Here is a 26,247-nt window from a genome sequence, read left to right on the forward strand (position 1 = left end):
GCGCGCTCCTTACTGACCGAGCGTCGCCTGCGACCAGAGCTGGTCGACCTCGGCCTTGCGTGCGGCCGCCTTCGCGACGTCGAGCGGGCGCACCTGCGGCGCCGTCGGCAGCTTCGCCGCGACCTCGGGCGCGACCGGCGTGCCGGGCACGGCCGGCCGCACGAAACCCTGCGCGAACAGCGCCTGCCCGGCGTCGCTCATCACCAGGTTCAGCCACAGCTGCGCGGCGGACGGATTCGGGCCGTTCTTCACGAGGCTCATCGCATACGGCGCCGACACGCTGCCGTCCTGCGGAATCACGACGTCGGCCGCGTCCCCCATCCCGTCGACGTACTTCGCCTTCAGGCCGTCGTTCTCATAGCCGATCAGGATCGGAATCTCGCCCTTCACGAACTTCGCGTACGGCGTCGTACCTTCGACGCGCAGCACGTTGCCCGCGCGCTTCAGCTTGCCGAAGAATTCCGCGCCCGGCTTCGGATTCTCGACGCTCCCGCCATTCGCATACGCGGCCGCGAACACCGCGACCTGCCCCTGTCCAGTCGAACGCGGGTCGAGATAGACGACCGCGTTGCGATACTCCGGCTTCAGCAGGTCGGACCAGCGCTGCGGCACGTTCTTCACGAGCTTGCGGTTCACGAGGAACGCGATGTTCAACGAGTGCACCGCGAACCAGCGGCCATCCGCCGAGCGGAACACGTTCGGCAACTTGTCGAAGTTGACCGGCTTGAACGGCACGACGACGTCCTTGCTCTCGGCATCGAGCGCCGACGCGGCGAAGTAGTACGCGGTATCGGCCTGCGGGCGACGGCGCGACTTGTCGAGCGCGACCACGGTCGCCGCCGAGCCGATGTCGTTGTAGGTGATCTCGACCTTCGGATAGCGCTTGCGGAACTCGGCGAACAGCGCTTTCCAGTTCGCCCATTCGGGGCCCGTGTCGAACGACACGACCAGCCCTTCTTCGGCGGCCTTCGCGTACAGCGCGTCTTCGCCCGGATACAGCGGCGCGGCATGCGCCGGCGCGGTGGCCAGCGTCGCGAGCGTGCACAGCGCGAGCACGCCGGCGCGCAGGGTTTTCACAAGAGGGTGGCCTGCAGGCATCGGGAATCTCCGTTGAATGAAAGCGGTCATCGCGCATCCGGCGCGGCCGGCAGCACGAGCAGATGGCGCGGGTCGATCGCGATGCACCGCGCGGCCGGCACGCGGCCTTCGCACAGCAGCGGGTCGGCCGAACCGGCGGGAATGAAGTCGTAGCGTTGCGTCGCGCCGAAGTAGCGCACTTCGCCCGGACAGCCGTCGATGCGGTTCGCGCCGTGCTCCGGCGGATCGGCCTCCACGTGCTCGGGGCGCACCAGCACCTCGACGTCGGCGCCCGCCGCGTGCGCGCCGGTATCGACGCGCAACGTCGCGAACCGCACGTCGACCGTGTCCTGCGTGATCACGCGCCCGCGCAGCAGGGTCGAATGCCCGACGAAGCGCGCGACCTGCGCGGACGCCGGCCGCTCGTACAAGTCGCGCGGCGTGCCCACTTGCAGCACGCGCCCGCCGTCGACGATCGCGACGCGGTCGGCCATGCTCAGCGCCTCGTCCTGGTCGTGCGTGACGAGCAGCGTCGTCGCGCCGCATGCGCGCTGCAACGCGCGAATTTCGTCGCGCAACTGATGGCGGATGCCGGCGTCGAGCGCGGCCAGCGGCTCGTCGAGCAGCAGCAGCTTCGGTTCGATCACGAGCGCTCGCGCCAGCGCGACGCGCTGCTGCTGCCCGCCCGACAGCATCGCGATGCCGCGTTCCGCGTGCGCGGCCAGCCCGACGCGTTCGAGCATCTCGCGCGCGCGCCGCCGCCGCGCATCGGCCGCGACGCCGCGCATCCGCAGCCCGTACGCGACGTTGTCGGCCACCGACAGGTTCGGAAACAGCGCGTAGTGCTGGAACACCATGCCCACCTCGCGCCGCCACACGGGCACGCCCGCCATGTCGGCGCCGCCGATCGCGATGCGGCCGCCGGCGCCGTCGAGCAGGCCGGCCGCGAGCCGCAGCAGCGTGGACTTGCCGGAGCCGCTGCGCCCCATCACCGCAAGCAGTTCGCCTTGCGCGGCGGCCAGCGTGACGTCGTCGACGCCGTGACGCGCGCCGGGATACCGGAAACTGACGTGTTCGAATTCGAGACTCATGACGGACTCACTTCAGACGTTGCACGGTGCCGACCGACACGAGCGTCGCGAGCACGGCGAGGACGAGCAGCACGACGGTGGCCGCGCACGCCATCCCCGACGCGCCGTAGAACGCCTGCAGCAGCACGATCGGATAGTTGCGGTAGCGAAAGCCGGCGATCAGGTTCGAGATCTGGAATTCGCCGATCGACAGCGCGGCCACCATCACGAGCCCCGAAAACAGGCTGTGCCGCAGGTTCGGCAGCACGATCGTGAAGAACTGGCGCAGCGGCGTCGCGCCGAGCGTCGCCGCGCACGCCTCCAGGCGCGCGAGCCCGAGGTGGCGCAGGTCGCTGAGCAGCGTCTGCAGCAGATACGGCAGCGTCAGCACCGCGTGCGCCGCGATCATCAGCGGCAGCGTGCCGAGCCAGGGTAGCGTGTCGCCGCTGAAGATCGCGATATAGCCGAAGCCCAGCGTCAGCGCGGGCACGCCGACCGGCATCAGCATCACGATGCGCGTCGCCATCCCGCGCCCGGCCTCGGCGCGGTGATGCAGCGCATAGGCGAGCGGCAGGCCAACCACCGCGTTGAGCGCGCAGCACGCGAGCGCCACCGTCAGGCTCACGCCGAACGCGCGGGTAAAGCCGCGGTTCGCGGCCAGCTCGGCGAACCAGTGGCCGGTGAAGCCGGTGGGCAGCAGCGTGTTCGTCCACGACTGGCCCACCGAGCCGATCAGCAGCAGCGCGATCGGCAGCAGCAGGTAAAGCCCGAACACCGCGACGAGCGCGTGCAGCAACAGGCGCCCCGCGCTCGGACGCACGGGCCTGTTACGCGAAATCGGAACACCATCGGCCAGTGCCGGGGCGGTAGACGCAGGCATGGAAACACTCGCGAGCAAGAGACGAAGACGCCACGCAACGCCCGCCGGACGGGGTTGTCACGCGCTTCTGGATGGCCGCAGTGTGCGGATTCGACATGGCACCGTCATGAAAAAAACGTACAAAGCCCGCATCGATCTGTGCGCCGAAGGAATAGTCGCGATGAAGCACCTGTATCCGAACGTTTCGGAACTGCACGCATTCACCTGTTCCGCGAAGTACCTGAATTTCTCCTACGCGGCCCGCGAACTGGGGCTGACGCCCAGCGCGGTCAGCCGGCAGATCGCGAATCTGGAGGCACTGTTCGGCGTGAAGCTGTTCGTGCGCGAGGGGCGCAGCCTCGCGCTCACGCGCGCCGGGCAGGTGTACCACGCCCGCGTCGCCGGCCCGCTGCGCGAGATCGGCAACGCATCGATCGAACTGCTCAGCGCGCGGGAAAACGGCGACCTGCTGACGATCGCGAGCGTGCCGACGTTTACGACCAAGTGGCTCGTGCCGCGGCTCGCGCGCTTCCTGGCCGTCGCGCCGGGCGTCACGCTCAGCTTTCGCCGGCATCTCGCGCACGGCGACATCTTTCCGTTCGGGCTCGACGCGGCGATCCGCTATGGCGACGGCGCGTGGGAAGGGGTGCGAAGCGATTATCTCGACGGGCGGACCTTCGTGCCGGTCTGTACGCGCGCGTTCGGTGAGCGGCATGCGCTGCGCACGCCCGACGACGCCGTCGCGGCGCCACGCCTCGTGCACGAGCAGGCGGAAATCGCGTGGTCCGCGTGGGCGGAACGCCATCGCGCCACGCAGATGAATGCGCTTGCGGGGCCGCGCTTCGAACAGTATTCGGTGCTGATCCAGGCCGCGCTGGCGGGACTCGGGCTCGCGCTCGTGCCGCGCTTCCTGATCGCGGACAATCTCGCGGCCGGCACGCTCGTCGAGCCGTTCGACGCGCCCGTCGAGGTCGCCGCGCAGGGGCACTACCTGTGCTACGCGCCGGAACGCCTCGACACGAGCGAGGCGTTGCGGCACTTCAGGGCATGGATGCTGGACGAATGCGCGACGACGTGAGCCGGCCGCGCATCGTGCCCCGGGCGGAACGCGTGCCGGACACCACCCGCCGGCGGCGTCCGGCAGACGTCGTCAGTGGTCGATACCCAGCCCCGGCAGCACGTGCGTGTTCTCGGCCACGACCGCGTGCAGCAGCTTCGGATCGGCGCCGAGCAGCCCGAGGATCGTCGGCGCGACCTGCTTCGTGCCGACGAGGTCGCTCACGGCGCGCGCGCGATGCAGGCCCGGGTACGACACGAGCAGGCCGAGGTGGCTGTCGTCCGGCGCGTTGCCGCCGTGCTCCTCGTCCTTCTTCGTGCTCGACGTGTAGATCACGCCCGGATTCGGCTGGACGACGATGTCCGGCGTGCGGCCGTTGGCCGGATCGCCGAACCGGTCGGCCAGCGCCGCGCCGGACAGGATATACGCCTGCGCGCCGTCCGCGCAGATCCCCGGCGCGTTGCAGCCGAGGTTCGCCTTCAGCGTCTGCACCACCGCCGCGCGCTGGCTGCGGTCGCGCAGCCAGATCAGGCCGACGTCGTCGGTCTGCACGAAGCCTGTGCCGACCAGGCCCGAACCGTCGTTCAGGTTGCCCGTCGTCGTGTTGTTCTGGCCGAAGTTGCCGTTCGGGTCGAGATAGTTGTTCGCCTCGAGCAGCTTCGTCAGCGTGTCGCCGTTCTTCACGAGCTTCGTGTGATCGGTCGGCGACTGGCCGTGCTTCGACGTGACGATCACGGCCGTCGAGGTATACAGGTTGCGCTGCTTCAGCTCGGCGATGACACGGCCGATCGAGTTGTCGACGTACGTGATCGCGTTCGCGACCTGGCCGTTCGGCGTGAAGTTCGCATCGAGATAGCCGCCGCCCTTCGCGACCGGCGCCTTCTGCGCGACGCTGAGCGTCTGGAAGTTGGCGCCGAACAGCGTCGGCACCGGCGCGTTCTTCGTGCCCGTCGAATCGCGGCCGTCGATCTGGTTGACCAGCGCCTGCACGTGCAGGTTGTCGAAGCGCGCGGTGTGCGAATAGACGTCCGTGTAGTCGGTGTTGGTCGCCGGGTCGATCGAATTGATCTCGGTGCGCATCAGATCGTCGACGCCGGTGCCCGACGGGCCGTTCAGCCAGTCGTAGCCCCACGCGTGCTTGTCGGCCCACGCGGTATACGCGTTCGGCACGCCGGCCTTGACGGCCTCGAACACCGTGTTGGTCTTCACGTAGTTGTGCGGATAGACCGGCACGCACTGGCCGTTGACCTTCGCATGCGGGATCGCCTGCGGGTTGAAGGCGCCGCCGCCGTCGAGGTGCACGAGCGCGCCGCCGTTGAATGCATCGATGCCGGTCGTCTCGTCGAACACGACGTTCCAGCCCTGCTTGCCCGAGCAGGTCGTGTCGGTCGGCGCGTACAGGTTGCGGTCGTACGACACGTCGTAGAACAGGCCGGCCGTCTTCGGCGAGCCGCCCGTCACGAGCGCGGCGAGGCCCGGGAACGAGTCCGACAGGCCGGGCGTATACGCGTTCGTGTACGTGACGCCGTGTTGCGCGAGCACCGCGATGTTCGGACACGTGTTCGCGCCGATGCAGCGCGCGAGATCCTGCTCGTGCAGGCCGTCGACGCTGATCAGCAGCACGTGCTTCGCGACCCGGCGAGCATTGCCACCGTTCTCGCCCTGGCTGTTGCCGTCCTGCTGCGCCGCATGGGCACCCACGCTTGCGAGCGCCAGCGCGCCCGCCACCACCACTGCCATTTTTCGTTGCTTGGCGAACCTGGAAATCATCACCCCACCTCTTCGATAGACGTTGAACCGCGTGACTTGCCAACAGGCGCGCAAAATATCGCCGGATCGTGCGGCGGTCCGATGAAGCGGGGCTTTCTGTTCTCTGTCAAACGTAACCAATCGCAAATGACATCACGCAGTCGCAATGCGCTGCGTTGCATGCCGCACGCGTCCGCGGCCGCTTTTTTTCGCGGTTGGCACTCGACTATTGGCGTGTGATAAGGGGTTTTCCCTTAGCCCGGAGCCCGCGTATGTCGACCCTCGAAGCTCTCCGGTTCGTGCTGGACGATGCACGTACCCCCGAAATCATTCGCCACCACGTCGTCGATGCCTTGCAGTACGCATTGCGCAACTACGGCCAGGTGTTCACGGCAAAGGAAGTGGAATGGCTCGCGCAGTGGGACGATGCCCGCCTGCCGCTGGCCGCGAGGAAGGAACTGGACAAGCGCGAACCGGCGATCGCGGCGCGCTGACAGGAAGCGCGGCGGCGGCGGATGGCGGAACGAGGCTGACCGACAGGCTTGCGCTTACTGCAGCCCGAAGTCGACGCGCGTCGTCGCGCCCTTGTCCTCGATGCCCTTCGCATCGAGCTTCGGCGCCACGACGAACATGCGGCTCGCATCGATCTTGCCGTCGAGGTACTGGCGCACGGCCTGCGCGCGCTGCTGCGCGAGCGTGCGCAGCGCGTTGTCGTCGGCCGGCGCGTGATCGGCGAGCGCCTGCTTCATGTCCGCATCGGGCAGCGTCTTCTGCAGGCCGATCAGGTTGCGCGGCTTCTTGAAGTCGGCGTCCTTGTACGCACGCGTGAGGTACTTGGTGTACTCGGCCGGCTCGACCTTCACCGACATCGGATCGACGCTCTCGCCCTGGCCGATCACGTCCTTCAGCTTCTGCTGGCGGACCAGCCGTTCGACATACGCGTCGCGCAGCCCCGGCGTGTCCTTCGCGGGATCGACGCGGCCGATCAGGTCGAGCCGGATCGACGGTTTCTCGGTCAGCATCTTCACGACCGTGTCGAGCTTCTTCTGCTGCGCGTCGGTCAGCTGGTACGAGCCCGGCGCGAACTCGACGTAGCCGAGATCCTCGCCGCCGCCACCGCCGAACGCATTCGCAAGCAGCGTGAACGGCGACGTGACGGCCTTCGCGATCAGGTTCAGCACCGCATGCCAGATCAGCCCGCCGATGCTGAACTCCGGATTCGACAGCGAGCCCGACACCGGCAGGTTCACGTCGATCTGGCCGCGCGTGTTCTTCAGGAGCGAGATCGCGAGCTTCACCGGCAGCTTGGTCGCCGTGTCGTTGTCGACGTGATCGCCGAACGTGAGCTGGTCGATGAAGATGTGGTTGTTCGCCGACAACTGATCGTTCGCGAGCTGGTAGTGCAGATCGACGTTGAGCTTGCCCTTCGTGATCGGGTAGCCGGCATACTTCGCCGAATACGGCGTCAGGTTGGTCAGCTCGATGTCGTGCGCGGTCGCCGTGAGGTCCAGCGCCGGCTTGTCGATCAGCGGGTTCACCGAGCCCTTGATCGAGATCGGCCCGTTGCCCGCGAGGTTCGCGGCGACGTCGACCGGCGCGGACGCCGTCGAATCCGTGCCGAACGCGCCGACCGTCCCCGTGATCGCGACCAGGTTCGCCGTGTAGTTCGGCTTGATGAAGTTGTCGGTGTAGGTCACGCGGCCGCTCTGCAGCACGAGCTGGCCGAAATGCATGCGCACCGGATTCTGCGGCGCGGGCGCGGCCTTCACGACGACCGCCGCCGACGCGGCCTGTGCGACCTGCGCCTTGGCCGGCGGCGTCACGCCCGGCGACAGCGGCACCGGTTCGGTCTTGCTCGCGTCACGCGTCAGCGACTGCGCGGGGCCCGACTCCTTCGCGACGACGTCCTTCAGGTTCAGCCGGCCCTGCGCATCGAGCAGCACGCGGCCGTAGAAGTTCGAGAACGTCACGCGCGCGGCGTCGACATCGGTGCCCTTCTCGTCGTAGTTCACCTTCACGTTCGACAGCGCGAGCGAGCGCCAGCCCGCAAACGGGTCCGAGGTCGCCTTGTCGAGCATCCGCACGTCGACCAGCGCGACGTCGCCGCGATAGGTCGCGCGCGGCGTGTCCTTCACCTGCGCGAACGTCAGGTTGCCCTGCGCGTTGAGCAGCGCGCTCGCGATGGTCGCGTTCAGCACGCTGCCGAAGTACGGTTCGAACGCGGCCGCGTCGAGGCGGTTGCCGTTGATCTTCAGGCCGAGCTTCAGCGGCTGCGCGGTCACGTCGCCCGACACGTTCAGCGAACCCTTGCGGTTCAGCGTCGCCTTCAGTTGCACCGGCAGCGGCTTCGTCATGTCGTCGCTGAGCTTCTGCACCGACAGGTCGAGCGGCTTGATCGCGAGCTTCACCGGGCGCGGCGTCGACAGGTCCGTGAAGTTCGCGGACGAGCCCTTCACGTTCAGCGCGTCGATCCGGTAATGCCACGACGGCGCGGCCGCCTCGGCCTTGCGCGCGACCGTGCGCCTGGGCACCGCCGGCTGCGCGGGTTGGGCCAGCGCTGCCAGGTCGATCTTGCCGTCCTTCAGGCGCTGCACGTCGAGCGCGAGCCCGGTCGCGTCGACGCTCGCGATTTCCGCGGTGCGCGCGGCGACGTCGACCTTCGCGATCTTCGCGCTCGCCTCCGGCAGCACGATCGCCGGCGCCTTCGCGTCCGGCGTCGCGAGCTTCAGCGACTTCAGGCTCACCGTGCTGTCGGCGACCTGCGCGTCGAGCGGCGTCTTGCCCCAGTCGGCCTTCGCGTTGACGCTCGCGCCGAGCGTGCCGTCGAGCACGCGCGCGCGGGTCGCCTCGCCGAGGTACGGCTGCAGCGCCGGCAGCGCGAGCGCATCGACCGTCAGCTTCGTGTCGGCCTGCTTCGCCGCCACGTTGAACGCGCCTTCGGCCTTCACGTCGCCGCCGCGCGACAGCGACGTCGACAGCGTGTACTTCGCGGGCGTCTTGCCCTGCAGCGTGAAGCCGTCGAGCGTCGCGGCGAGCTTCGTCAGCGACATCGCGGTCGGCGTCGCCGGCACATGGTCGTCGACGTTGATCGTGCCGCCGTCGATCGCGAAATGACGGATCGTCAGGTCGAGCGGCGGCGCTTCCTTCGCGGCGGCTTCGGCCTTCGCGCCGCTCGCGGCGGCAGCCGTGGCGGCGGTCGATGCGACCGTGCCCGACGCGGCCGGCTTGCCCGCGGCAGCCTTCGGCGCGACGGCGGGCGGGCCGGCGAGTTTCTCGACGTTCAGCACGCCCTGCTTGTCGCGCGCGAGGTCGACGACAGGCTGGTCGATCCGGATCTCGTCGAAATGCAGCACGTTGCGCAGCGGCTCGAGGCCGGCGGCCGCGACATGCACGCCGCGCGCGGCGAACAGCGGCGCGGACGCGCGATCGGTCACCTTCGCGTCGTTCAGGTCGACGGTGCCCGACACGCGCAGCGCGGGCGTGTCGCCGCTCATCACGAAGTTCAGCGAGAGGTCGCTGCTCAACAGGCCGCTCGTGACGATCACCGGCAGCTTCGCCGGCGCGTACGAAATCAGCTTCGGCACGTCGAGCCGGTCGAACTTCAGCGCGACTTCCGACTCGCGCGACTGCGCGAACGGCTTGGTCCTGCCGTCGATCGCGATCGGGCTGCCGTCGAGCCGCGCGCGCAGCTTCGGCTGCACGAAGATGTCGGTCTTCGACGGCAGCGTCGCGATGAACGGAATGCCGAGCGTCCAGTTGTCAACCACGTGCTTTTCGTTCAGCAGGCGATCGTCGAAGTCGATCCGGCCGTCGTTGACCTGGATGTTCGACACCGAGAACAGCGTCGGCTTGCTTGCGGGTTTGGGCGACGGCGTCGAGAACTTCTCGATCAGGTCGGTGAAGTTGAAGCGCTGCGCGTCGTAGCGGACGATGTGCAAGCGCGGCGAGTCGACGCGTACTTCGTTGACGATCGGGGCGCCGCGGAACAGCGACGACCACGACGGCCTCACGACGAGCTTGCCGATGTCGATGAAGTCGCCCTGGCCGCCGCGCTCGCCGACGTGCACGCCATCGGCCTCGAGGTTCAGCGTGTACGGATTCAGCGCGATCCGCTGGATCGTGGACGGCCGGCCGAGCTGCTGGCTCAGCTGCTGTTCGGCGACGTGACGGATCAGCGGCGGCGCCGCGAAGAACCCGAGCAGTCCGAATATAACGAGGAAGATCAGCACGCCGAGGCCGATACGCCGGGTCCGGCGCGAACGTGCAATGCCGCCGAGGGCTTGGAGGGTCGAGGGTACGGTTTCTTTGTCTGCGCTTGACATGCTGGGATGCCTCGGGAATGGATGCCCGGCCGCACCGTAAGCCGGCACGGCCGCGCACGCTATCCCGAAAGTATAGGCTGAGGTGGTGACGGAACGGCGTTCAGGCGCGGCCGCCGCGCCCGCGGATCGGACAACGGCGGCGCGGGTCGGTTCATTTCCGGACGACGACGGGCGGCATCCACGAACCGTCGCTGGCTTGCGGCTTCGGTGCGTAGAGACGCAGCCCGAGCGCGAAATCGGTGCGCGGCGCCGGCAGCCAATTGGCCGCGTGCGTGCCGCCCGGCGATGCCGATACAGCCACGTCGATCGAGCCGTCGTGATTGCGGCGCAGCCGGTCGCGATCGCCGAGCGAGCGGCGCGCCGAGCCGACGTCGGGCAGCGCGCCGTTCGTCGCGTACGGCGTGAGCGTCCAGAAGCCGCGCACCGGCGGCAGCGCGCCTGGCGCGAAGTGCAGGACGTAACGGTTCGCGCCGTTCAGCGGGTGGCCGTCGCTGTCGACGCGCACGAGCGCGAGCGTCTCGTCGTCGCGCGTCGCGGTGCCGAACTGCGTATAGGCGGCATACGCGCGCAGCGCGTAGTCCTGCCCGTATTTGCCGGCCGTGTCGCCGATCCAGTTCCAGCCGTTCGCGTTCAGCAGGTTCGGCGGCGGCGCCGCGAGCCGCGCGCGCGCTTCGGCGACGCCGGCCGTCGCGGCGCCCAGGCGATCGCCCGTCCACAGCACCGGGTAGCCGGCCGACACGCCGATGTCGTTCAGCAGCGCCTGCGCATGCGCGTCGTCGGCCGGTGCCGGGTTGTCCTGCAGCGCCTGCGCGAAGCGGGTGAAGAACGCCTTCGGGTCGAGCGCGTCGACCTGCTCGGCCGGCGTGCCGCCGCTCACGGCTTCCGACGGCGCGCTGCCCGCATGGACCGCAACCGACGCGCCGCGCGTGCTGCCGCTATAGACGGACAGCGGCACCACGCGGATCGCCCGCTGCAGTTTCTTCACGTTCGTGAGGTCGCGGCCGCCGCTCGTCTGCAGCCGCACTTCGAGCCATGCGTTGGCCGACGGCACGTCGATCCGCAACGCGCCCTTCGGCAGCGTGCCCTGCCAATCCTTCGCGGCAAAGGCAATCGTTTGCGATCGCGCGCCGCCGCGTGCGCCTCGCGCCGCCACGCTCGACGACGACCACAGCACGTTCGTCCACATGTCGAGCGCGCGGGCATCCCAGTAGCGGCCGCGGGTGTCGGGCAGCGTGACGATCACCGGCTCGGCGCCGACGTCGAGCCAGCCGGTCGAGTCGAGCGTGTCGACACCCGGCAGCGGCGGATTGAGCGCGCCGACGGGCGGCAGCGCCTGCGCGTGACGCAGCGTGTTGAGCGGCGCCTGGCCCGGCTGCGCGCCGTCGCCGCCCGTCGCGGCTTCCTTCGCGACGTCCATCAGCACGAGCGGGTACGCGTAGATATAGGAGTCGGCCACTTCGGCGCGCATCCAGCCGGTCTTCCGCTGGATCGCGTCCGGTTGCGACGCGCATCCTGCCAGCAGCGCCGCGATGGCGAGCGACGCGCCTGCCGCGCGCCGCAGAGAAACGGATTCTCGTAGATTTTCAATCATTGATTACTGGCCGAATATCGTTCTTGTCAGTCAACGCCTTGTTCGACTCGCGATCGGCGAAAGCAAGGCACCCCAGCCTGCCCGGTCGCCGCTTCGCTCGGCGGGCGCTGATGTCAGGCCGGTATCATAGCGCCTAAGGGCATCCCCCAATATGCCGATTAGCGGGCAGGGCGCTAGTTACGGCGTCGACGGTCGCGGGCGGCCTTCGTCACGCTTCCGGCCGGCTTGACTTATGGTGCCATTATTGACACCATATCGTTATGGCAAACGAATGGAAGATCCTCGACCAAATGAGGCGTGAGCCGGCGAATGTGCGATTCAACGATCTGCTGAAGATCTGCGAGGCGCACTTCGGTCAGGCCCGCCAATCCGGTTCGAGCCATGCCATTTTCAAGACACCGTGGCCAGGCGATCCGCGGGTAAATATCCAGAACGATCGCGGGAAGGCAAAGGCCTATCAGGTCCGGCAGGTACTCGACGCGATCGACCGACTGAAGGAACGGAAATCATGACCCAAGACCACTTTACGTATCGCGTAACGTGGTCCCCGGAGGACGGGGAGCACGTCGGCCTCTGTGCGGAATTCCCTTCCCTGTCGTGGCTCGCCCAGACGCCGGAAGGCGCGCTTGCCGGCATTCGCCGGCTGGTCGCCGACGTCGTGCGCGACCTGACCGCGAACGGAGAAAAAGTCCCCGCCCCGATCGCCGATCGGACCTACAGCGGCGAATTCAAGGTCCGCATCCCGCCACAGGCACACCGTGCGCTCGTCATCCAGGCCGCGGAGCAAGGCGTCAGCCTGAACCGTCTTGCGAGCGCAAAGCTCTGCGCGTAATCGCGGTCGATGATGCACGCGGCGAATGGCAGGCGTTCCGTTCGGACGCCGGGTATTGTTTTTTCGCGCCCCGACACCTCATGACGTATCGGTAACGCCGAGCTGTGACTCACCTCCCTGCGCTGAATCGTCACCCCCCTTGACCTTCCCATCATGGGAATGTTGATACTGTGGTCATTCGCGGCTCGATCCGCGCTTTTGGGGAATCCGACATGACTGAACCACTCGCCTCCGCAGCCCTGCAAACGGTCGAGCTGACCGTCGACGGCATGCATTGCGGCGGCTGCACCGGCCGTGTGCAACGTGCGCTGGCTGCCGTGCCGGGTGTCGTCGCGGCCGCGGTCGATCTTGATGCGCATGCGGCCACGGTCACCGCGCACGACACGGTCGAGCCCGCGCAGCTCGTCGATGCGGTCGGCGCTGCCGGCTATCGCGCGACCGTGCGCGAAGCAACGGTCGGCGCCGCGGCGACCGCGCATGCGGAGCACGCGGCGCGCATCGAAGCATCGCCGGTCACGACGACGGCGTTGCCCGCAACGGCCGCGACGATCGAACTCGATATCGACGGCATGACCTGCGCGTCGTGCGTATCGCGCGTGGAAAAGGCACTCGCGAAAGTGCCGGGTGTCACGCGCGCAACGGTCAACCTCGCGACCGAACGCGCGACGGTCGGCGCCGCAGCGGACGTTTCGGCGTCGCAACTCGCGGATGCCGTCCGGCAAGCCGGCTATGGTGCGACGCCGGTCGCATCGGATACCGCCGTCGCCCCCGCCCCGTCCGCGCCTCCGGCAGCCGCCGGCATCGAGCTCGACATCGACGGGATGACCTGTGCGTCCTGCGTATCGCGCGTCGAGAAAGCGCTGGCGAAGGTGCCGGGCGTCACGCGGGCGTCGGTCAACCTCGCCACCGAGCGCGCGACCATCGATGCGGCGGCCGGCGTTTCGGCGTCGCAACTGGCGGATGCCGTCCGGCAGGCCGGCTATGGTGCGACGCCGGTCGCCGCCACGGCGCCGGGCGCGTCCGCCGATCTCGAATTCGACATCGGCGGGATGACCTGCGCGTCCTGTGCCGGCCGCGTCGAAAAGGCGCTGGCCGCGGTGCCGGGCGTCGCGCGCGCGACGGTCAATCTCGCGACCGAGCGCGCGTCGGTGCACGGCGCCGGCGCGCTCGACGCCGCCACGCTGATCGCGGCGATCACGGCGGCCGGCTACCGGGCATCGCTCGCCGCCGCGCCGGACACCGGCGCCGAAGCCCGCGCCAGCGACCCGGCGCAAGCGCCGGATGCCCGCAAGCGCCGCGAAGCGATCCGCGAACGCAATCTCGTGATCGGCGCGGCCGTGCTGAGCGCACCGCTCGTCCTGCCGATGCTCACCGCGCCGTTCGGCATCGACGCGATGCTGAACGGCTGGCTGCAGCTGGTGCTCGCATCGATCGTGCAGTTCGGCTTCGGCGCGCGCTTCTACCGCGCCGCCTGGCACGCGGTGAAGGCACGCACCGGCAACATGGACCTGCTCGTCGCGCTCGGCACGTCGGCCGCGTTCGGCTTGAGCCTGTGGATGCTGCTGCGCGACCCCGCACACCCGGGCCACCTGTATTTCGAGGCATCGGCCGTCATCATCACGCTGGTGCGCTTCGGCAAATGGCTCGAAGCGCGCGCGAAACGCCAGACGACCGACGCGATCCGCGCGCTGAACGCGCTGCGCCCGGATCGCGCACGCGTCGTCGAGCAGGGTGTCGAACGCGACGTGCCGCTCGCGCAGGTGCGCGTCGGCACGACCGTCGCGATCCGTCCCGGCGAGCGCGTGCCCGTCGACGGCCGGATCGTGTCGGGCCGCTCGCACATCGACGAATCGCTGATCACCGGCGAAAGCCTGCCGGTGCCGAAGGACGGCGGCGATCCGGTCACCGCCGGCTCGATCAACGGCGAAGGCGCGCTCGTCGTCGAAACCACCGCGATCGGCGCGGAGACGACGCTCGCCCGCATCATCCGCCTCGTCGAATCCGCGCAGGCGGAAAAGGCGCCGATCCAGCGGCTGGTCGACCGGGTCAGCGAAGTGTTCGTGCCGGCGATCCTCGGCATCGCCGTGCTGACGCTGATCGGCTGGCTGATCGCCGGCGCCGGCACCGAAACGGCCATCCTCAACGCAGTCGCGGTGCTCGTCATCGCGTGCCCGTGCGCGCTCGGCCTCGCGACGCCCGCCGCGATCATGGCCGGCACCGGCGTCGCCGCGCGCCACGGCGTGCTGATCAAGGACGCCCAGGCGCTCGAACTCGCGCAGCGCGCGACCGTGATCGCATTCGACAAGACCGGCACGCTGACCGAAGGCAAGCCATCCGTGACGGCGTTCGACGCCGTCGGCATCCCGCGTGAGCAAGCGCTCGCACTCGCGGCCGCGGTCCAGCGCCACAGCGATCACCCGCTCGCGCGCGCCGTGGTCGCCGCGCACGATGCGGACGTCGCGGCCCGCAGCAGCGCCGCGGGTTCGGCCGAGGCGGTCGTCGCGGCCGAGGCGCGCGCGGTGGCCGGACGCGGCGTCGAAGCGCGCGTCGATGGGCAGCGGCTCGCGCTCGGCAGCACCCGCTGGCGCGACGAGCTCGGCATCGTCGTGCCGCCCGAGCTCGATGCGCGTGCCGCGGAACTCGAACGCGCGGGCAACACGATTTCATGGCTGATGCGCGCCGATGCGCCGCGTGCACCGCTCGCGCTGATCGCATTCGGCGACACCGTGAAATCCGGCGCGCGCGACGCGATCGCGGCGCTGTCGGCACGCGGCGTCGCGAGCGTGCTCGTGACGGGCGACAACCGCGGCAGCGCGGCGGCCGTCGCGGCGGCGCTCGGGATCGACGAAGTGCATGCGCAGGTGCTGCCCGACGACAAGGCGCGCGTGGTGGCCGAACTGAAGCGCACGCACGGCGGGATCGTCGCGATGGTCGGCGACGGGATCAACGACGCACCCGCACTCGCCGCGGCCGACGTCGGCATCGCGATGGCCACCGGCACCGACGTCGCGATGCATACGGCCGGCATCACGCTGATGCGCGGCGATCCCGCACTCGTCGCGGATGCGATCGACATCTCGAAGCGCACCTACCGGAAGATTCAGCAGAACCTGTTCTGGGCGTTCGTCTACAACCTGATCGGCGTGCCGCTCGCGGCGCTCGGCTGGCTGAACCCGGTGATCGCGGGCGCGGCGATGGCGTTTTCCAGCGTCAGCGTCGTGACGAACGCGTTGCTGCTGCGCAGATGGAAGGGGCGGGCGCGGTGACGAGATGAAGTGCGAATACGGGCGGAACGGCAGTCTGCCCGCTCTTTGGCGGTTTCATCGGCTTCGACGGATCCACAAACAATACGCAACGATCGCGACCAACATCGCTCCGTCGATGACACCGAGCAACGGAAGTGGGCTCGTCCACTTGTCCATATTGGTCGTGCGGGAGTAGTAGGGCGGACCGTCGCCATATGCCTCGTTCAAATTGATCGCGTTGAACGCCAAAACGAACAGAATGGACATTAGCCGTGCTCCGCTGATCACTTCTTCGCGGCTAGCCCGGAACGACCGGCTTGATCAACGTCGTGGTGATCGGCGCGAAGCCGCAGGTCCGATACAGCGCACGAGCGGCCGTGTTGTGGTTGAACACCGACAGCCCGATCTCGGTGACGCCATGACGGCGTGCCTCGGCCTCGAGCGCATCGAGCGCGCGCGTCGCCCAGCCCTGGCGGCGCCGGGACGGGACAATGTCGAGGTCATAGATGAACAGCGTGCGGTTCGGCCCTTCGGGCACGATCGCGTACCAGAGGTCGCCGACCGTGTCGCCGCTGGCGGCGTCGATCAACTGGACGAGGGTCTGGCCGGACGTGAGCAGGCCGTCGGGCAGCAGCGTATCGAAACAGGCGCGGGCACGGCCCGCTGCGTCGTCGGTCGCGTTTTGCCCGGATGACACAAGGTCGCGCGCGTAGCCGTCGATGGCGCGCGTGCGATATGCGTGGAATTCGCCGGCCGTCATCGGCCGCATCTGCAGCATGGCCCGGGTGTCGCGAAGGAAGTCGAACTTCCAGTGTAGCGGCACGCTCGCACCGGCGCGCGATGCAGCGGTGGAAAACGCACGGACAGGTGCGGCGAGCGCCGCGCCGAATCAGCGAATCAGCGAATCAGCGAATCAGCGACGGTACAGGACGATCGGCGCGAGGTTCGCACGGCGCAGGCGATCGGCTTCGGCGCGACGCGCGGCGTACGAATATTCCGCGTCGAGCGGCAGGTGCGGGGAGACGAACAGGTCGTCGATCTTTTGCAGCAGGGCAAGAATGAAGCTCATGTGAGACTCCTGACAGATGGTGCTAGGGTTTTCCCTTAGATGGACTCCATTGTAAGGGTTTTCCCTGAATTCCGCCAGCGCGCCGCATCAGTTTGCCGCAGTTCGCCGCCGTCGATCGACGGCCTGCCATGCCGATCCTTGCCGGCTCGGCGTTTTCAGGTAGGGTCGGAAGGCTTATCGCGTTCGGCGCGCGCGCTTCGCGGCCGCTGCCTCGCGGTTCGCATTGCGTTGAAGCCGGTCGACCTGCGACAGCATCGCTTCGTGGTGTTCCGCGAGCGTCATCAGCGTCGCCTGCTGCGTCGACAGATCGGCAGTCAGCCGGTCGATCCGCTGTTGCCGGGCGTCCAGATCCTGCTTCAGGTGCGCGATCTGCCGCGTTTGCAGCACCAGCGCGACGAGCCCCGCAAACACGACGACCGCCAGCGCCAGCAGCAGCCGGTTGACGCGGCGCATCTCGCGATCCGCCGCCTGCTTCATGCCTGCCGACTCCGCCTGCAGCGCGGCGAGCCGGTCCGACAGTGGGCGCAGATGGGTGTCGGGATCGAAGGCCGGCGCACTCGGCACGGACGGTTGCACGCGATCCGCCGACGGCTTCGTCACGAACGACGCCGCAGATGCGACCGGCTGCGCGGCCGGCGATGCCGAGGCCGCGGCCGCCCGCGGTGCATCGCCGGTGTTCGCGGCAAGCGCGGGCCCGGCCGATTCGGTGTTCGCCTGCGGTTGGGTGTTTGCCTGCGGTTCGGCAGATGGCACCGTGTTCCGCGCCGGAGCCGCCACCGGGTCCAGCTCTGGCTTGGCGCCGGCGGCCGCCGCTTCCGCCACGCTGCGCACCGCTGCCGCTTCGCGGGCGCCGGTGGCCGCACGCCGCTTGCCGCCAGAGGAAGCGCGACGCCCCTTCGGGACCTCGCCGGGTATCGGCGCGGCGGCGTCATGCCTGACCGGTGCGGCCGCAACGTCAACATCGTTGCCGGTTGTCCCCGTGCGATCGCCGCTAGCCGCGTCGACCGCCACGGCATTCGCCGCCGAACGCGCTGCCTTCGTCACGACCGCGTCGCCGGTATTCGGCACGCTGCCGGCGCTCATCCGGCCGCCGTCGACTGTCGGTTCGCCGGCTGCGGTCGTGACGATGACGTCTGCTTGCCGCACGTCGGCAGCGGCCTTCGTTGCATCGGCATCGACCGCGCGCTCGACGCCGGCGCCGACTTCAACGCCGACCGTATCGCCCTTTCCCGACGTCGGTGCAGATTGCGCCATTGTGGCAACGTCGGCAGCCTGCGCCGTCCCGCCATCCGTGTTGCCACGCGCCGCGGCGCCAGGCCCGCCGAATCCGTCCAGCGTCGCCTGCCGGCCGGTGTCCTCGGCGGCCACCGTGTCGACGTCCGCGATCGCCTCGTCGCGCGCAGCGGACGGCGCACGCGCGGCCGGCTCGAGCACCGGATCGCCGAACAGGTCGAGCGTGCGTTCGTCGCGCAGCGCCTCGCCGGCCGGCACGTTGCCGGGTCGCGCGGTGGCCTTGGCGGCGGTGTCCGCGGCAGCCGCGGCCGAGCGCGGACGCAAACGGGCCGACGAACGGTTGGAACGGGAACGGGAGCGAGGCAGGAAAACGGATTCGGTCATGGAGTCGGATAACAGGCCCGCGAGCGCGGAACCGAATGTCGAACGGAATCAGTGCGCGGCCATTGTCGCATGACCGGTCGCCGATCCGGCCGATCGGATGCCGTCTATTCGTCGTTCGACAACCCGCTGCCTTCCTCGAAGCGCGTGACGCACGACAGCCCGCGCAGCTTGTCGCAGATCGCACGGTATTCGAGGTCCGACACGCGCCCGAGCGCGATGCGCACTTCGTCGTGCTCATCCGTGTCGTCGGCGCGCTGCACGATGAACTGCTTCACGCGCGCGCTGTCGGGGCCGAGCGCCGCGTGCAGCGAATCGAACGTCAGCGCGCCGCTCACCACCGTCAGCGCGACTTGGCGGCGCTGGCGCACCGTGAAGTAGCGCCGCTCGAGCGGCTTGATGCCGGCCAGGATGATCAGGATGATGATCGTCGCGGAAATCGACGCGACGTACAGGCCGCCGCCCACCGCGAGGCCGATCGCGGCGACCGACCACAGGCTCGCGGCGGTCGTCAGCCCGCGCACGATCTCGCCGCGCAGCAGGATCGAGCCCGCGCCGAGGAAGCCGATGCCCGACACCACCTGCGCGGCGATCCGCGACGGATCGAGCACGATGTGATCGCTGCGGCCGAGCACGTCGGCGAAACCGTACGCCGACACGATCATGATGAGCGTCGAGCCGACGCACACCAGCATGTGCGTGCGCAGGCCGGCCGCCCATGAAAGCCGCTCGCGTTCGAAGCCGATGACGCTGCCGAGCGCCGCCGCGAGAAGCAGCCGCGTCACGAGTTCCAGATTGCCCAGCATCGGATTTATCTCCTTTTTTTGGTGCCGGCCCCGCGGAATGTTTTATCCTTGGCCTCGGTCGCGCCGATCCTCCGGGCCGCGCCGACACGTTTCGATCCAAGCGCACAACCCCGCCATGTCCGTTTCCGACTCCGCTTCCGCCCAGGCCGCCCCGCTGCACCACCATTTTGCGCACGTCGTCTTGCCGATCTGGCAGGGTTCAGGGTTCGACCACGTGCTGCGGCTGCCGTTCGAGGCCGTCGATCCGGACACCCATGCACCGCTGCCCGTCACCCGTTATCGCGCCATGGCGTGTGCGCGGCAACTGTTCGTGTTCGCCCAGGCCGGCAACACCGCGCACGCGGCCACGCTGTTCGATTCGCTGTGCAGCCGCTTTCGCGATCCGCGCCACGGCGGCTGGTTCTACAGCGTCGACGCGCAAGGCGCGCCGCTCGACACGACGAAAGACCTTTATACGCACGCGTTCGTGGTGTTTGCGTGCGCCGCCTGGCATGCGGCGTCGGGCGACGCGGCCGCGCGCGCGATCGCCGAAGACACCGCCGCACTGATTCAGGACCGCTTCGCGCCGCAGCCGGGCGACGCGTTGCTCGACGCCGCGCGTCACGCCGATTTCTCGTCATCGGGCAGCGGCGCGCTGCAGAACCCGCTGATGCACCTGACCGAAGCGTGGCTCGCCGCCGCCGATGCGTTCGGCGACGCGGCATTCGACGATGCGCTCGCGCGCACCGCACAGGCCGTCGAGCGCACCTTCGTCGAGCCGGCGACCGGCTGTGTCGCCGAGCTGCCGCTCGGTACGGCCGGCAACCGCTTCGAGCCCGGCCATCAGTTCGAATGGTTCTATCTGGTCGATGCGGCCGGCGCGCGCCTCGCGCAAACCGGGTTGCCCGACGCGCTCGCGCGCGCGTTCGCGTTCGCGGAACGGCACGGCGTCGATCCGCAGACGGGCGCCGTGTGCGCGGCGGTCGACGCGCAAGGGGCCTGTATCGACGGCACGCAGCGGATCTGGGCGCAGACCGAATATCTGCGCGCGCTCGCGACGCACGGCGGCACGCCCGCGTCCGCGCCGCTCGCGCGACAGATCGAGCGCTTCGCCGCGCGCTTCCTGCATCCGCGCGGCTGGTTCGAGTGCAAGACGGCGGACGGGCAGGTGTCGCGCGCCGACCTGCCGTCGACGACGCCCTACCACCTCGCAACCGCTTACGCGGCGCTGCCCGCGGTTTCGTAACCGGCGCCGGCAACCGGCGCCGACGCGCGCTCGTCGCGCGCACCACGTCCGGCACGCGCGTCGCCGAGTTCGAACACCGACACCGCCTGCATCAGGTGCGCGGTCTGGTCGTTCAGCGACGCGGCCGCCGCCGCGACTTCCTCCACCAGCGCCGCGTTCTGCTGCGTCAACTGGTCCATCTGCGTGACGGCCTGGTTCACCTGCTCGATGCCGACGCTCTGCTCGACCGACGCGGCCGTGATTTCCGACATCGTCTGCACGACGCGCGTGATCGACGCCGAGACCGTGCGCATCGCGTCGCCGGCACGCTCGACGAGTTCCGAGCCGCCGTCGATCTGTGCGACCGACTCCTCGATCAGCGCCTTGATCTCCTTCGCCGACTGCGCGCTGCGCTGCGCGAGCGAGCGCACTTCGCCCGCGACCACCGCGAAACCGCGGCCCTGCTCGCCGGCCCGCGCGGCCTCGACCGCCGCGTTCAGCGCGAGGATGTTGGTCTGGAACGCGATGCCGTCGATCACCGAAATGATTTCCGCGATGCGTCCGGAGCTCTGCGCGATGCCGCGCATCCGGTCGATCACGCTGTCGACCACGCCGCCGCCGTGGCGCGTCGCGTCGAGCGCCGCGTCGGCGAGCGCGCTGGCCGCCCGCGCGCTGTCGGTGTTCTGGCGAACCGTCGCGGTCAATTCCTCCATGCTCGCGGCGGTTTCCTCGAGCGAGGCGGCCTGCGTGCCGGTGCGCGCGGACAAGTCCGCGTTGCCGCCGGCGATCTCGCCCGCGCCGAGGTGGATCGCGTCGGACGCGTGACGCACGGTTCGAACGGTGTCCGCGATGCTCGCCTGCATCGCGGCGAGGCCGCGCAGCATCCGGTCGATCTCGAACACGCCGCCCGCCCGCACGGCTTCGTCGAGACGGCCCTGCGCGATCCGCTCGAAATGGCGGCCGGCTTCGTCGAGCGGTGCGACCACCGCGCGCCGCGCAGCCGCGTAAATGGCCGCGCTCGCCGCGAGCATCGCGACCAGCAGCACGATGCCGACCCACTTGAACCACTGCATCCCGCGGTCGATCGTGTCGAGCGCGTCGTGGCTCGATGCGCCGCCGTAGTCGGCGAAGCGGTGGAGTTCGGCGAGGTACGCGTCCTGGAAGCCCTGCGTCGGCTGGTCGAGGAACGCCTGGATGTTGTCGGCGTCGAGGAACTGCACGAGTTCGCCGAGCGCGCCGCGCAGCGCGCGATAGCGCTCGGCGAGCGCGGCGACGTGTGCGCGGTTCGTTGCGTCGACGGCCTGCGCGGCCGTCAGTGCGCCGAACGCCTTGTCCGCTTCGGCGAGCGACGCGCTGGCGTGGCGGATGATGTCGTCGGGCTTCGGGCCGCCGCGGACCATCCGCGTGCCGGCACGCGACAGGTTGACGCGCGCGTCGAGCAGGCGCTCGGTGGCCTGGCTGGCCGCGTCGACCTGTGCGATCGCGACGTTCGACAGATCGTCGACGCCGCTGCGCGTCGACGTGAGCGCCCAGAAACCGAGCGCCTCGATCGCGAACAGGAAGAGGCAAAACACGGTCAACACGCCGAGCAGACCCGACGCGAGCTTGATTTTTCCGAACATGGGGGAGATTCCTGGAGAGCCGACGATGGAGCAATGAGCAATGCCCCGACATTAGCGGCATTTCTTCGTCGGACTTTAGGGACGCCCGGTTAGGGACGCCCGGTTAGGGGCGCCCATATAAAAGGGCGTTGCGCCGGTCATTCCTGTCGAATCGCCTTCAAACGAGGACAACCCCCGCGTTCGACGCAATAATCGCGTCGCATCGCGCCGGAATTTGCACGAAATGCGGACGAATTTCCTTGCTTATCCGCATCCCCCTTCCTAGAGTTCAGCGCAAGCGGACACGCATTGCGAGGAAGGCGATGACGGACATCACGGACCACGCGCGCGGCGCATTGCGCGCGCAACCGTTCAGCATGCTGCTAGGCACGGAGCTGATGCATATCGGCGACAATGAGGTGTCGCTGTGCCTGCCCGTGCGGGAGGAGTTGCGGCAGCAGCATGGCTTCGTGCACGGCGGCGTGATCGGCTATCTCGCCGAGAACGCACTGACGTTCGCCGGCGCGCTGGTGCTCGGCCCGCGCGTCATCACCGCCGAATACAAGATCAACTACCTGCGGCCGGCGGTGAACGGCACGCTCGTCGCGCGTGCGAAGGTCGTCTATGCGGGGCGGCATCAGGCGACCTGCCAGTGTCATGTGTTCGTCATCGACGGCGATCACGAGCGGCTCGTCGCGATCGCGCAAGGCACGATCAACCGCGTCGGCGACGGCAAGATGCCGGATGCGCCGGAGGAAACGGCGTAAGTTGCTTCGTACCCAGAGGCGGCGGATTGCCTGTCGGCGCGTTTTCGATCGCACTTCCGGACACCAGCGATGCAACGTGGCCCCCAAACCGCGGCAGCACACGCGTCGGGTATCGTCCGGCCTATCGCTTCATCGCGGCAAGATAGACTGCATCGCGGTCACGGCGACCGACTGCGACAACCAGTACGATCACTTCCGTATCGCGCACTTCGTAGACGAGTCGGTAGCCGACGCAATGCGGGGATTCTCGAGCCGCTCGGCGAGCCGGGATTTGAACTGGTCGCGGATGGTGCGATCGAGCTCCGTCCACTCTCAACGCAAGCTCGAGAAGGGCAAGTTCAAAGGTCATTTAGCTTGACCTTGACGATCCTGTCCTTGATGCGCGTGTCAGCGAGGGCGTTGCCTTCGATATCTTCGAGACGATCGACCATCGCCTCCCAGGTCTTCGCAGGAATGCAATAAAACGCGGGTTCATTGTGATTCAGAATCGCGACCGGAGAGCCGTTGCCCGCCGCAACAGTTCCCATGGGATTGCGCTTCAATTCCGAAACACTCGCTGCAACGTTGGCCAGGACGATGTAGCGCATGTCGGCACCTTCATCGATTGGAATCGGATTTCGCTCCATTTAGCACCGAATTTAGCTCTATCTCTGCTCACCGCGCTGTGCCGTGCCAGCGGAAACGGCGTGAATCTGGTTCGCCGACGATCTGCTTCAGCGATCCTTATTCCTTGTCCTGAACCGAAAATTGAAATGGAACGTCAGGACGCGAAAATCGAAGGCGAATGTCGTTCAGGACGGGGACGAACCGATTCTTTTCAAAAGCGTAGTACGACATTAAAAGACCAATACGAGACTCCTGCGCATCGTCCAACAAATAGTTGTTCTTCGGAAATGCGAGCGTCCCGTCCTTTGTTACCAATACGGCCCGACAGGATGAAAGCAAGCTCGGCAAATGAAGAAAAGTCACCTCCTTTTTCGGTGCCAACGGATTGATCAGCAAGTAAATTTGCCTGCGACGATTAGCTTCGCCCGATCCGCTGCCGCTCCCTTCAACGCAGAGAGCGGACGGCCGGCGGTGTGTCCGTTCGGTGAAAAACATGTTCGCACTGCCGGGATAAATTTCAACCGGATATTCACCCGAGAATGTCGTTGCATCCGCGAAGCGGTAGGTTCTTCCGCCTATCGTTACGCGGTTCCCCGTTACTTCGACGTGTACTGCCCTACCGTTCGACTTGACATCAAAATAACCGTAGACATCCCCATCGCGATTGGAATATAGAACGCTTGCGTCGTGCTCGACCGGGCCGCTAAATGCAGCATTCGATTGGGCCGCGTAGAACTCGTCATAGCCACTGTAGATCGTCGAGCCACGGGCACCGCTTGCGAAGGCAGCACATATTATCGCCAACATCACTCCGGATTTCATCGGCATGCCTTTCCCCCGCTCGCTTTCAGGTAGTCAGAATTGTGCCGCCAAAATACCGTGCTCCCGTGCGCGGCCGTTGACACCCATACCGCGTCGTAGCGCCCGCGTTCGCCACCATCAACGATCTTCCCGGTTCTCTTATGACGGATCTTCCATCGAACGATAATCTCGCGCCGCTTCTCCGGCACGCCGAAAATATTGTCTGCTGGCGAACCCCATTTAAAACCATCACGAACCTTGGGATGATTTCTGTAATTGGTTTTGAAGTCCAGACCATCCCACCAGAACGCTCCGTTCGAGGGATCCGGCAGTTCACTGCGCAACGCTTTTTGAGCCCACCCAACAGCCAGTGCCATCCCAGGATTCAATGCGATTTCGCTGTCAGGCGTGCGCATCAACTTGTTGAACCTTACGTTGGAGCCGTCCCATGCATACGAATAATTCGGGTCGGCTGCACGTAGTTCGAAGACTGTTTTTCCTCCCCACGCTCGGCATCGATTTGCAACCGCAAACGCAATCCCACCAATTTCCTCCGAGGCGTTCGCCGTGGAGGCTTCCCCGTAGGCAATCGCGGCAAGCAATCGCACGTCTCGATCGATCACGCTACTCATCGCACATCCCCCTCACGCCACGCCACGAACACGAGATTCGGATGGTCCTTCAACGAAAACGCGCGAGTCTTCCCTCCCGTTAGCACCGCGTCGGAGACGAGAGATTGCGCATCGCTTGCCAGCGCATAGGTCATTCCCTCGACAGGGGCACCGGTCATCGCGTCACAGATTTCGAAGTAGCGCTCGAGATCCTCATCTACGTTCGCGTTCACGGGAACATAGGTGCCCGTACGCGGAGCAACAAGCGTCGCCGCTTCCTCTGCCGTAAAAGACATGCTCATCCCGCGCTCCGCGTAAAAAACAGGAGGAGGATTGCAACCACAGACGTTGATGTCGCCACTCAACGCCCAAGGCTTGCCATTCGGCCCGGTACCCGGCCACCGCGGACCTTGGGGAGCAATAAACCCTTCCTGCTTACACGCCGCACAGTATGTTTTCATGGAGAGCGTCGCAATATGCACCAGCGGCGGCGGATTGGAACAAGTAACGTGCTCCAATCCCTCCGTAATCATGGCGCTGCCGCCCTGATCGCCCTCTGCAAGGAAATAGCGAATCACGCGACGTCACCTTGGCATGCGACGGTCGAACACTTCACCGGTGCGAAGTTACAAGCGGATGCGAGACCCTCGCGTTCTGGGCTGTCCGTAATGGTGTCGCCGTTATCCAGTTCGCTACCAACAAAGGCCAGTGGCTCGAAGCCAGGGTTGTCCACTAGCGCGAGGCCGCTTACGATTGTCGCAGTCGAGCCGTCTGCATAGGCGACACGATCCCCAACCGTACCGGCTTTGCCAAGCCGTATCCCGGTGTCCCATGCGCCGGTAACGTTGCACAGCACGCCACCTCGCGCAGTCGTTGCCCCTCGCACTGCGAGCCGATAGCGGGGCGTCGCTGGCGCAGGCACATAAGCCGCATCGAACAAACCGTCGACCGCCTCACCCGCCGGGATATGAATGCCCCACAACCGCTGAAGCGTTTCGACGATACGATCACCGTTGCTCAAGCGGCTACCTACAAGTGCAAACGGCTTGTCCCGGCTAACCGCACAATTTCCGGCACCATCGGTAATGACAGCCTCGCTCCCATCCTCGTACGTCACTACATCGCCAACACGGGCAACAGCAAGCCCAGCGACAGTGAGACCACTAGTGCACTCAGTCACACGACCGCCGCGCTTAGTAAGTGCTCCGATGGTGGCGAAAAGATAAGTCGGTGCGCTCTGCTCGCTCTTCATCCAGATTTCCTTTCTCGACAAATGGATAAGGACTGCTCAACACAAAATTTGCTTGAACGAGCAAGGAATAACAATCAGACGAATTCGAAATTACCGCGATAACGAGGCTATTCG

The 26,247-nt window shown here is 67.4% G+C and carries 24 protein-coding genes and 1 pseudogene; 7 read left to right on the forward strand and 18 right to left on the reverse strand.

Translation table 11 applies throughout. The features are described from left to right. Positions 1–9: 9 nt before the first annotated feature. Genes ACTJKF_RS17280 through ACTJKF_RS17290 form a run of 3 tightly spaced genes read right to left on the reverse strand, consistent with a single transcriptional unit; the run spans position 10 to position 3,027 of the window. Positions 10–1,098 carry an extracellular solute-binding protein gene (locus tag ACTJKF_RS17280; protein ID WP_440624714.1) on the reverse strand — a complete coding sequence of 363 codons (1,089 nt, stop codon included), beginning with the start codon at positions 1,096–1,098 and terminating at the stop codon, positions 10–12. 26 nt (positions 1,099–1,124) lie between these two features. Beyond that, complete coding sequence (locus tag ACTJKF_RS17285; protein ID WP_440624715.1) at positions 1,125–2,168, reverse strand: ABC transporter ATP-binding protein; 1,044 nt, start codon at positions 2,166–2,168, stop codon at positions 1,125–1,127. Between the two features lie 7 nt (positions 2,169–2,175). After that, positions 2,176–3,027 (reverse strand): ABC transporter permease, encoded by an 852-nt coding sequence (locus ACTJKF_RS17290; RefSeq protein ID WP_440624716.1) that lies wholly within the window; start codon positions 3,025–3,027, stop codon positions 2,176–2,178. Positions 3,028–3,187: 160 nt separating this feature from the next. On the opposite strand from ACTJKF_RS17290, the gene ACTJKF_RS17295 reads away from it, so the two are divergent. Further along, positions 3,188–4,084, forward strand: a complete 897-nt coding sequence (locus ACTJKF_RS17295) for a LysR substrate-binding domain-containing protein (protein ID WP_440624717.1) — start codon at positions 3,188–3,190, stop codon at positions 4,082–4,084. A gap of 72 nt (positions 4,085–4,156) precedes the next feature. Here ACTJKF_RS17295 and ACTJKF_RS17300 read toward each other — a convergent pair whose 3' ends face one another. After that, positions 4,157–5,833 carry an alkaline phosphatase family protein gene (locus tag ACTJKF_RS17300; RefSeq protein WP_440624718.1) on the reverse strand — a complete coding sequence of 559 codons (1,677 nt, stop codon included), beginning with the start codon at positions 5,831–5,833 and terminating at the stop codon, positions 4,157–4,159. Positions 5,834–6,084: 251 nt separating this feature from the next. Here ACTJKF_RS17300 and ACTJKF_RS17305 point away from each other — a divergent pair, with 251 nt between their 5' ends. Then, complete coding sequence (locus ACTJKF_RS17305) at positions 6,085–6,306, forward strand: hypothetical protein (protein WP_040130869.1); 222 nt, start codon at positions 6,085–6,087, stop codon at positions 6,304–6,306. A 54-nt stretch (positions 6,307–6,360) separates the two neighbouring features. Here ACTJKF_RS17305 and ACTJKF_RS17310 read toward each other — a convergent pair whose 3' ends face one another. Both ACTJKF_RS17310 and ACTJKF_RS17315 read right to left on the reverse strand, forming a co-directional pair. Next, a complete protein-coding gene (locus tag ACTJKF_RS17310) occupies positions 6,361–10,134 on the reverse strand; it encodes a DUF748 domain-containing protein (RefSeq protein WP_440624719.1) in 3,774 nt (1,257 codons plus the stop codon). A 151-nt stretch (positions 10,135–10,285) separates the two neighbouring features. Then, complete coding sequence (locus tag ACTJKF_RS17315; RefSeq protein ID WP_440624720.1) at positions 10,286–11,725, reverse strand: DUF1254 domain-containing protein; 1,440 nt, start codon at positions 11,723–11,725, stop codon at positions 10,286–10,288. A 260-nt stretch (positions 11,726–11,985) separates the two neighbouring features. Between ACTJKF_RS17315 and ACTJKF_RS17320 the strand changes: the two genes are divergently transcribed. The 3 genes from ACTJKF_RS17320 to ACTJKF_RS17330 all read left to right on the forward strand — a co-directional run bounded on the left by ACTJKF_RS17320 (position 11,986) and on the right by ACTJKF_RS17330 (position 15,823). After that, positions 11,986–12,237, forward strand: a complete 252-nt coding sequence (locus ACTJKF_RS17320; RefSeq protein ID WP_440624721.1) for a toxin HicA — start codon at positions 11,986–11,988, stop codon at positions 12,235–12,237. Continuing rightward, entirely contained in the window at positions 12,234–12,557 is a 324-nt protein-coding gene (locus tag ACTJKF_RS17325) for a type II toxin-antitoxin system HicB family antitoxin (RefSeq protein WP_440624722.1), read from the forward strand. The genes ACTJKF_RS17320 and ACTJKF_RS17325 overlap by 4 nt, the downstream gene beginning before the upstream one ends. A gap of 212 nt (positions 12,558–12,769) precedes the next feature. Continuing rightward, positions 12,770–15,823: a heavy metal translocating P-type ATPase gene (locus ACTJKF_RS17330; RefSeq protein ID WP_440624723.1), complete on the forward strand. Its 3,054-nt coding sequence runs from the start codon at positions 12,770–12,772 to the stop codon at positions 15,821–15,823. Positions 15,824–15,877: 54 nt separating this feature from the next. Here ACTJKF_RS17330 and ACTJKF_RS17335 read toward each other — a convergent pair whose 3' ends face one another. The 5 genes from ACTJKF_RS17335 to ACTJKF_RS17355 all read right to left on the reverse strand — a co-directional run bounded on the left by ACTJKF_RS17335 (position 15,878) and on the right by ACTJKF_RS17355 (position 19,291). Continuing rightward, positions 15,878–16,069 carry a hypothetical protein gene (locus ACTJKF_RS17335; RefSeq protein ID WP_440624724.1) on the reverse strand — a complete coding sequence of 64 codons (192 nt, stop codon included), beginning with the start codon at positions 16,067–16,069 and terminating at the stop codon, positions 15,878–15,880. Between the two features lie 31 nt (positions 16,070–16,100). Further along, positions 16,101–16,580, reverse strand: coding sequence for a GNAT family N-acetyltransferase (locus ACTJKF_RS17340; RefSeq protein WP_440624779.1), 480 nt, complete (start codon positions 16,578–16,580; stop codon positions 16,101–16,103). 135 nt (positions 16,581–16,715) lie between these two features. Next, positions 16,716–16,871 (reverse strand): hypothetical protein, encoded by a 156-nt coding sequence (locus ACTJKF_RS17345; RefSeq protein WP_440624725.1) that lies wholly within the window; start codon positions 16,869–16,871, stop codon positions 16,716–16,718. Positions 16,872–17,045: 174 nt separating this feature from the next. Then, positions 17,046–18,488, reverse strand: coding sequence for a flagellar hook-length control protein FliK (locus ACTJKF_RS17350; RefSeq protein WP_440624726.1), 1,443 nt, complete (start codon positions 18,486–18,488; stop codon positions 17,046–17,048). Positions 18,489–18,592: 104 nt separating this feature from the next. After that, complete coding sequence (locus tag ACTJKF_RS17355) at positions 18,593–19,291, reverse strand: MgtC/SapB family protein (RefSeq protein ID WP_440624727.1); 699 nt, start codon at positions 19,289–19,291, stop codon at positions 18,593–18,595. Between the two features lie 115 nt (positions 19,292–19,406). On the opposite strand from ACTJKF_RS17355, the gene ACTJKF_RS17360 reads away from it, so the two are divergent. Then, the gene (locus ACTJKF_RS17360; RefSeq protein WP_440624728.1) at positions 19,407–20,516 is read left to right on the forward strand and encodes an AGE family epimerase/isomerase; all 1,110 of its coding nucleotides are present in this window, start codon (positions 19,407–19,409) and stop codon (positions 20,514–20,516) included. Here ACTJKF_RS17360 and ACTJKF_RS17365 read toward each other — a convergent pair. Beyond that, positions 20,489–22,117 carry a methyl-accepting chemotaxis protein gene (locus ACTJKF_RS17365; protein ID WP_440624729.1) on the reverse strand — a complete coding sequence of 543 codons (1,629 nt, stop codon included), beginning with the start codon at positions 22,115–22,117 and terminating at the stop codon, positions 20,489–20,491. The two genes, ACTJKF_RS17360 and ACTJKF_RS17365, sit on opposite strands and share 28 nt — an antisense overlap. Before the next feature lie 302 nt (positions 22,118–22,419). Between ACTJKF_RS17365 and ACTJKF_RS17370 the strand changes: the two genes are divergently transcribed. Then, entirely contained in the window at positions 22,420–22,863 is a 444-nt protein-coding gene (locus tag ACTJKF_RS17370) for a PaaI family thioesterase (RefSeq protein ID WP_440624730.1), read from the forward strand. 121 nt (positions 22,864–22,984) lie between these two features. On the opposite strand, the pseudogene ACTJKF_RS17375 reads toward ACTJKF_RS17370, so the two are convergent. The 6 genes and pseudogenes from ACTJKF_RS17375 to ACTJKF_RS17400 form a co-directional block, all read right to left on the reverse strand. After that, a pseudogene (locus ACTJKF_RS17375) lies at positions 22,985–23,212 on the reverse strand (type II toxin-antitoxin system RelE family toxin). Further along, on the reverse strand, positions 23,202–23,450 hold the full coding sequence (locus ACTJKF_RS17380; RefSeq protein WP_440624731.1) for a type II toxin-antitoxin system Phd/YefM family antitoxin: 249 nt from the start codon (positions 23,448–23,450) through the stop codon (positions 23,202–23,204). Before ACTJKF_RS17380 ends, ACTJKF_RS17375 begins: the two are co-directional and overlap by 11 nt. 136 nt (positions 23,451–23,586) lie before the next feature. Then, complete coding sequence (locus tag ACTJKF_RS17385) at positions 23,587–24,291, reverse strand: hypothetical protein (protein WP_440624732.1); 705 nt, start codon at positions 24,289–24,291, stop codon at positions 23,587–23,589. After that, positions 24,288–24,902: a hypothetical protein gene (locus ACTJKF_RS17390; protein ID WP_440624733.1), complete on the reverse strand. Its 615-nt coding sequence runs from the start codon at positions 24,900–24,902 to the stop codon at positions 24,288–24,290. The genes ACTJKF_RS17385 and ACTJKF_RS17390 overlap by 4 nt, the downstream gene beginning before the upstream one ends. Then, positions 24,899–25,459 (reverse strand): hypothetical protein, encoded by a 561-nt coding sequence (locus ACTJKF_RS17395; protein ID WP_440624734.1) that lies wholly within the window; start codon positions 25,457–25,459, stop codon positions 24,899–24,901. The genes ACTJKF_RS17390 and ACTJKF_RS17395 overlap by 4 nt, the downstream gene beginning before the upstream one ends. Next, positions 25,456–26,133 (reverse strand): PAAR domain-containing protein, encoded by a 678-nt coding sequence (locus tag ACTJKF_RS17400; RefSeq protein ID WP_440624735.1) that lies wholly within the window; start codon positions 26,131–26,133, stop codon positions 25,456–25,458. The genes ACTJKF_RS17395 and ACTJKF_RS17400 overlap by 4 nt, the downstream gene beginning before the upstream one ends. Positions 26,134–26,247: the final 114 nt, after the last annotated feature.

This window comes from Burkholderia sp. 22313 (genome assembly GCF_052045245.1).
In the GTDB taxonomy this organism is placed as follows: domain Bacteria; phylum Pseudomonadota; class Gammaproteobacteria; order Burkholderiales; family Burkholderiaceae; genus Burkholderia.

Bases quoted from the DNA above. Each gene is read 5' to 3' on its own strand.
- ACTJKF_RS17320 (WP_440624721.1), top strand. From the start codon at position 11,986: ATGGCAAACGAATGGAAGATCCTCGACCAAATGAGGCGTGAGCCGGCG.
- ACTJKF_RS17315 (WP_440624720.1), bottom strand. From the start codon at position 11,725: ATGATTGAAAATCTACGAGAATCCGTTTCTCTGCGGCGCGCGGCAGGC.
- ACTJKF_RS17355 (WP_440624727.1), bottom strand. From the start codon at position 19,291: ATGCTGGGCAATCTGGAACTCGTGACGCGGCTGCTTCTCGCGGCGGCG.
- ACTJKF_RS17390 (WP_440624733.1), bottom strand. From the start codon at position 24,902: ATGAGTAGCGTGATCGATCGAGACGTGCGATTGCTTGCCGCGATTGCC.
- ACTJKF_RS17280 (WP_440624714.1), bottom strand. From the start codon at position 1,098: ATGCCTGCAGGCCACCCTCTTGTGAAAACCCTGCGCGCCGGCGTGCTC.
- ACTJKF_RS17300 (WP_440624718.1), bottom strand. From the start codon at position 5,833: ATGATTTCCAGGTTCGCCAAGCAACGAAAAATGGCAGTGGTGGTGGCG.
- ACTJKF_RS17345 (WP_440624725.1), bottom strand. From the start codon at position 16,871: ATGAGCTTCATTCTTGCCCTGCTGCAAAAGATCGACGACCTGTTCGTC.
- ACTJKF_RS17385 (WP_440624732.1), bottom strand. From the start codon at position 24,291: ATGAAATCCGGAGTGATGTTGGCGATAATATGTGCTGCCTTCGCAAGC.
- ACTJKF_RS17330 (WP_440624723.1), top strand. From the start codon at position 12,770: ATGACTGAACCACTCGCCTCCGCAGCCCTGCAAACGGTCGAGCTGACC.
- ACTJKF_RS17310 (WP_440624719.1), bottom strand. From the start codon at position 10,134: ATGTCAAGCGCAGACAAAGAAACCGTACCCTCGACCCTCCAAGCCCTC.
- ACTJKF_RS17340 (WP_440624779.1), bottom strand. From the start codon at position 16,580: ATGCTGCAGATGCGGCCGATGACGGCCGGCGAATTCCACGCATATCGC.
- ACTJKF_RS17285 (WP_440624715.1), bottom strand. From the start codon at position 2,168: ATGAGTCTCGAATTCGAACACGTCAGTTTCCGGTATCCCGGCGCGCGT.
- ACTJKF_RS17350 (WP_440624726.1), bottom strand. From the start codon at position 18,488: ATGACCGAATCCGTTTTCCTGCCTCGCTCCCGTTCCCGTTCCAACCGT.
- ACTJKF_RS17305 (WP_040130869.1), top strand. From the start codon at position 6,085: ATGTCGACCCTCGAAGCTCTCCGGTTCGTGCTGGACGATGCACGTACC.
- ACTJKF_RS17370 (WP_440624730.1), top strand. From the start codon at position 22,420: ATGACGGACATCACGGACCACGCGCGCGGCGCATTGCGCGCGCAACCG.
- ACTJKF_RS17360 (WP_440624728.1), top strand. From the start codon at position 19,407: ATGTCCGTTTCCGACTCCGCTTCCGCCCAGGCCGCCCCGCTGCACCAC.
- ACTJKF_RS17325 (WP_440624722.1), top strand. From the start codon at position 12,234: ATGACCCAAGACCACTTTACGTATCGCGTAACGTGGTCCCCGGAGGAC.
- ACTJKF_RS17380 (WP_440624731.1), bottom strand. From the start codon at position 23,450: ATGCGCTACATCGTCCTGGCCAACGTTGCAGCGAGTGTTTCGGAATTG.
- ACTJKF_RS17335 (WP_440624724.1), bottom strand. From the start codon at position 16,069: ATGTCCATTCTGTTCGTTTTGGCGTTCAACGCGATCAATTTGAACGAG.
- ACTJKF_RS17295 (WP_440624717.1), top strand. From the start codon at position 3,188: ATGAAGCACCTGTATCCGAACGTTTCGGAACTGCACGCATTCACCTGT.
- ACTJKF_RS17290 (WP_440624716.1), bottom strand. From the start codon at position 3,027: ATGCCTGCGTCTACCGCCCCGGCACTGGCCGATGGTGTTCCGATTTCG.
- ACTJKF_RS17365 (WP_440624729.1), bottom strand. From the start codon at position 22,117: ATGTTCGGAAAAATCAAGCTCGCGTCGGGTCTGCTCGGCGTGTTGACC.
- ACTJKF_RS17400 (WP_440624735.1), bottom strand. From the start codon at position 26,133: ATGAAGAGCGAGCAGAGCGCACCGACTTATCTTTTCGCCACCATCGGA.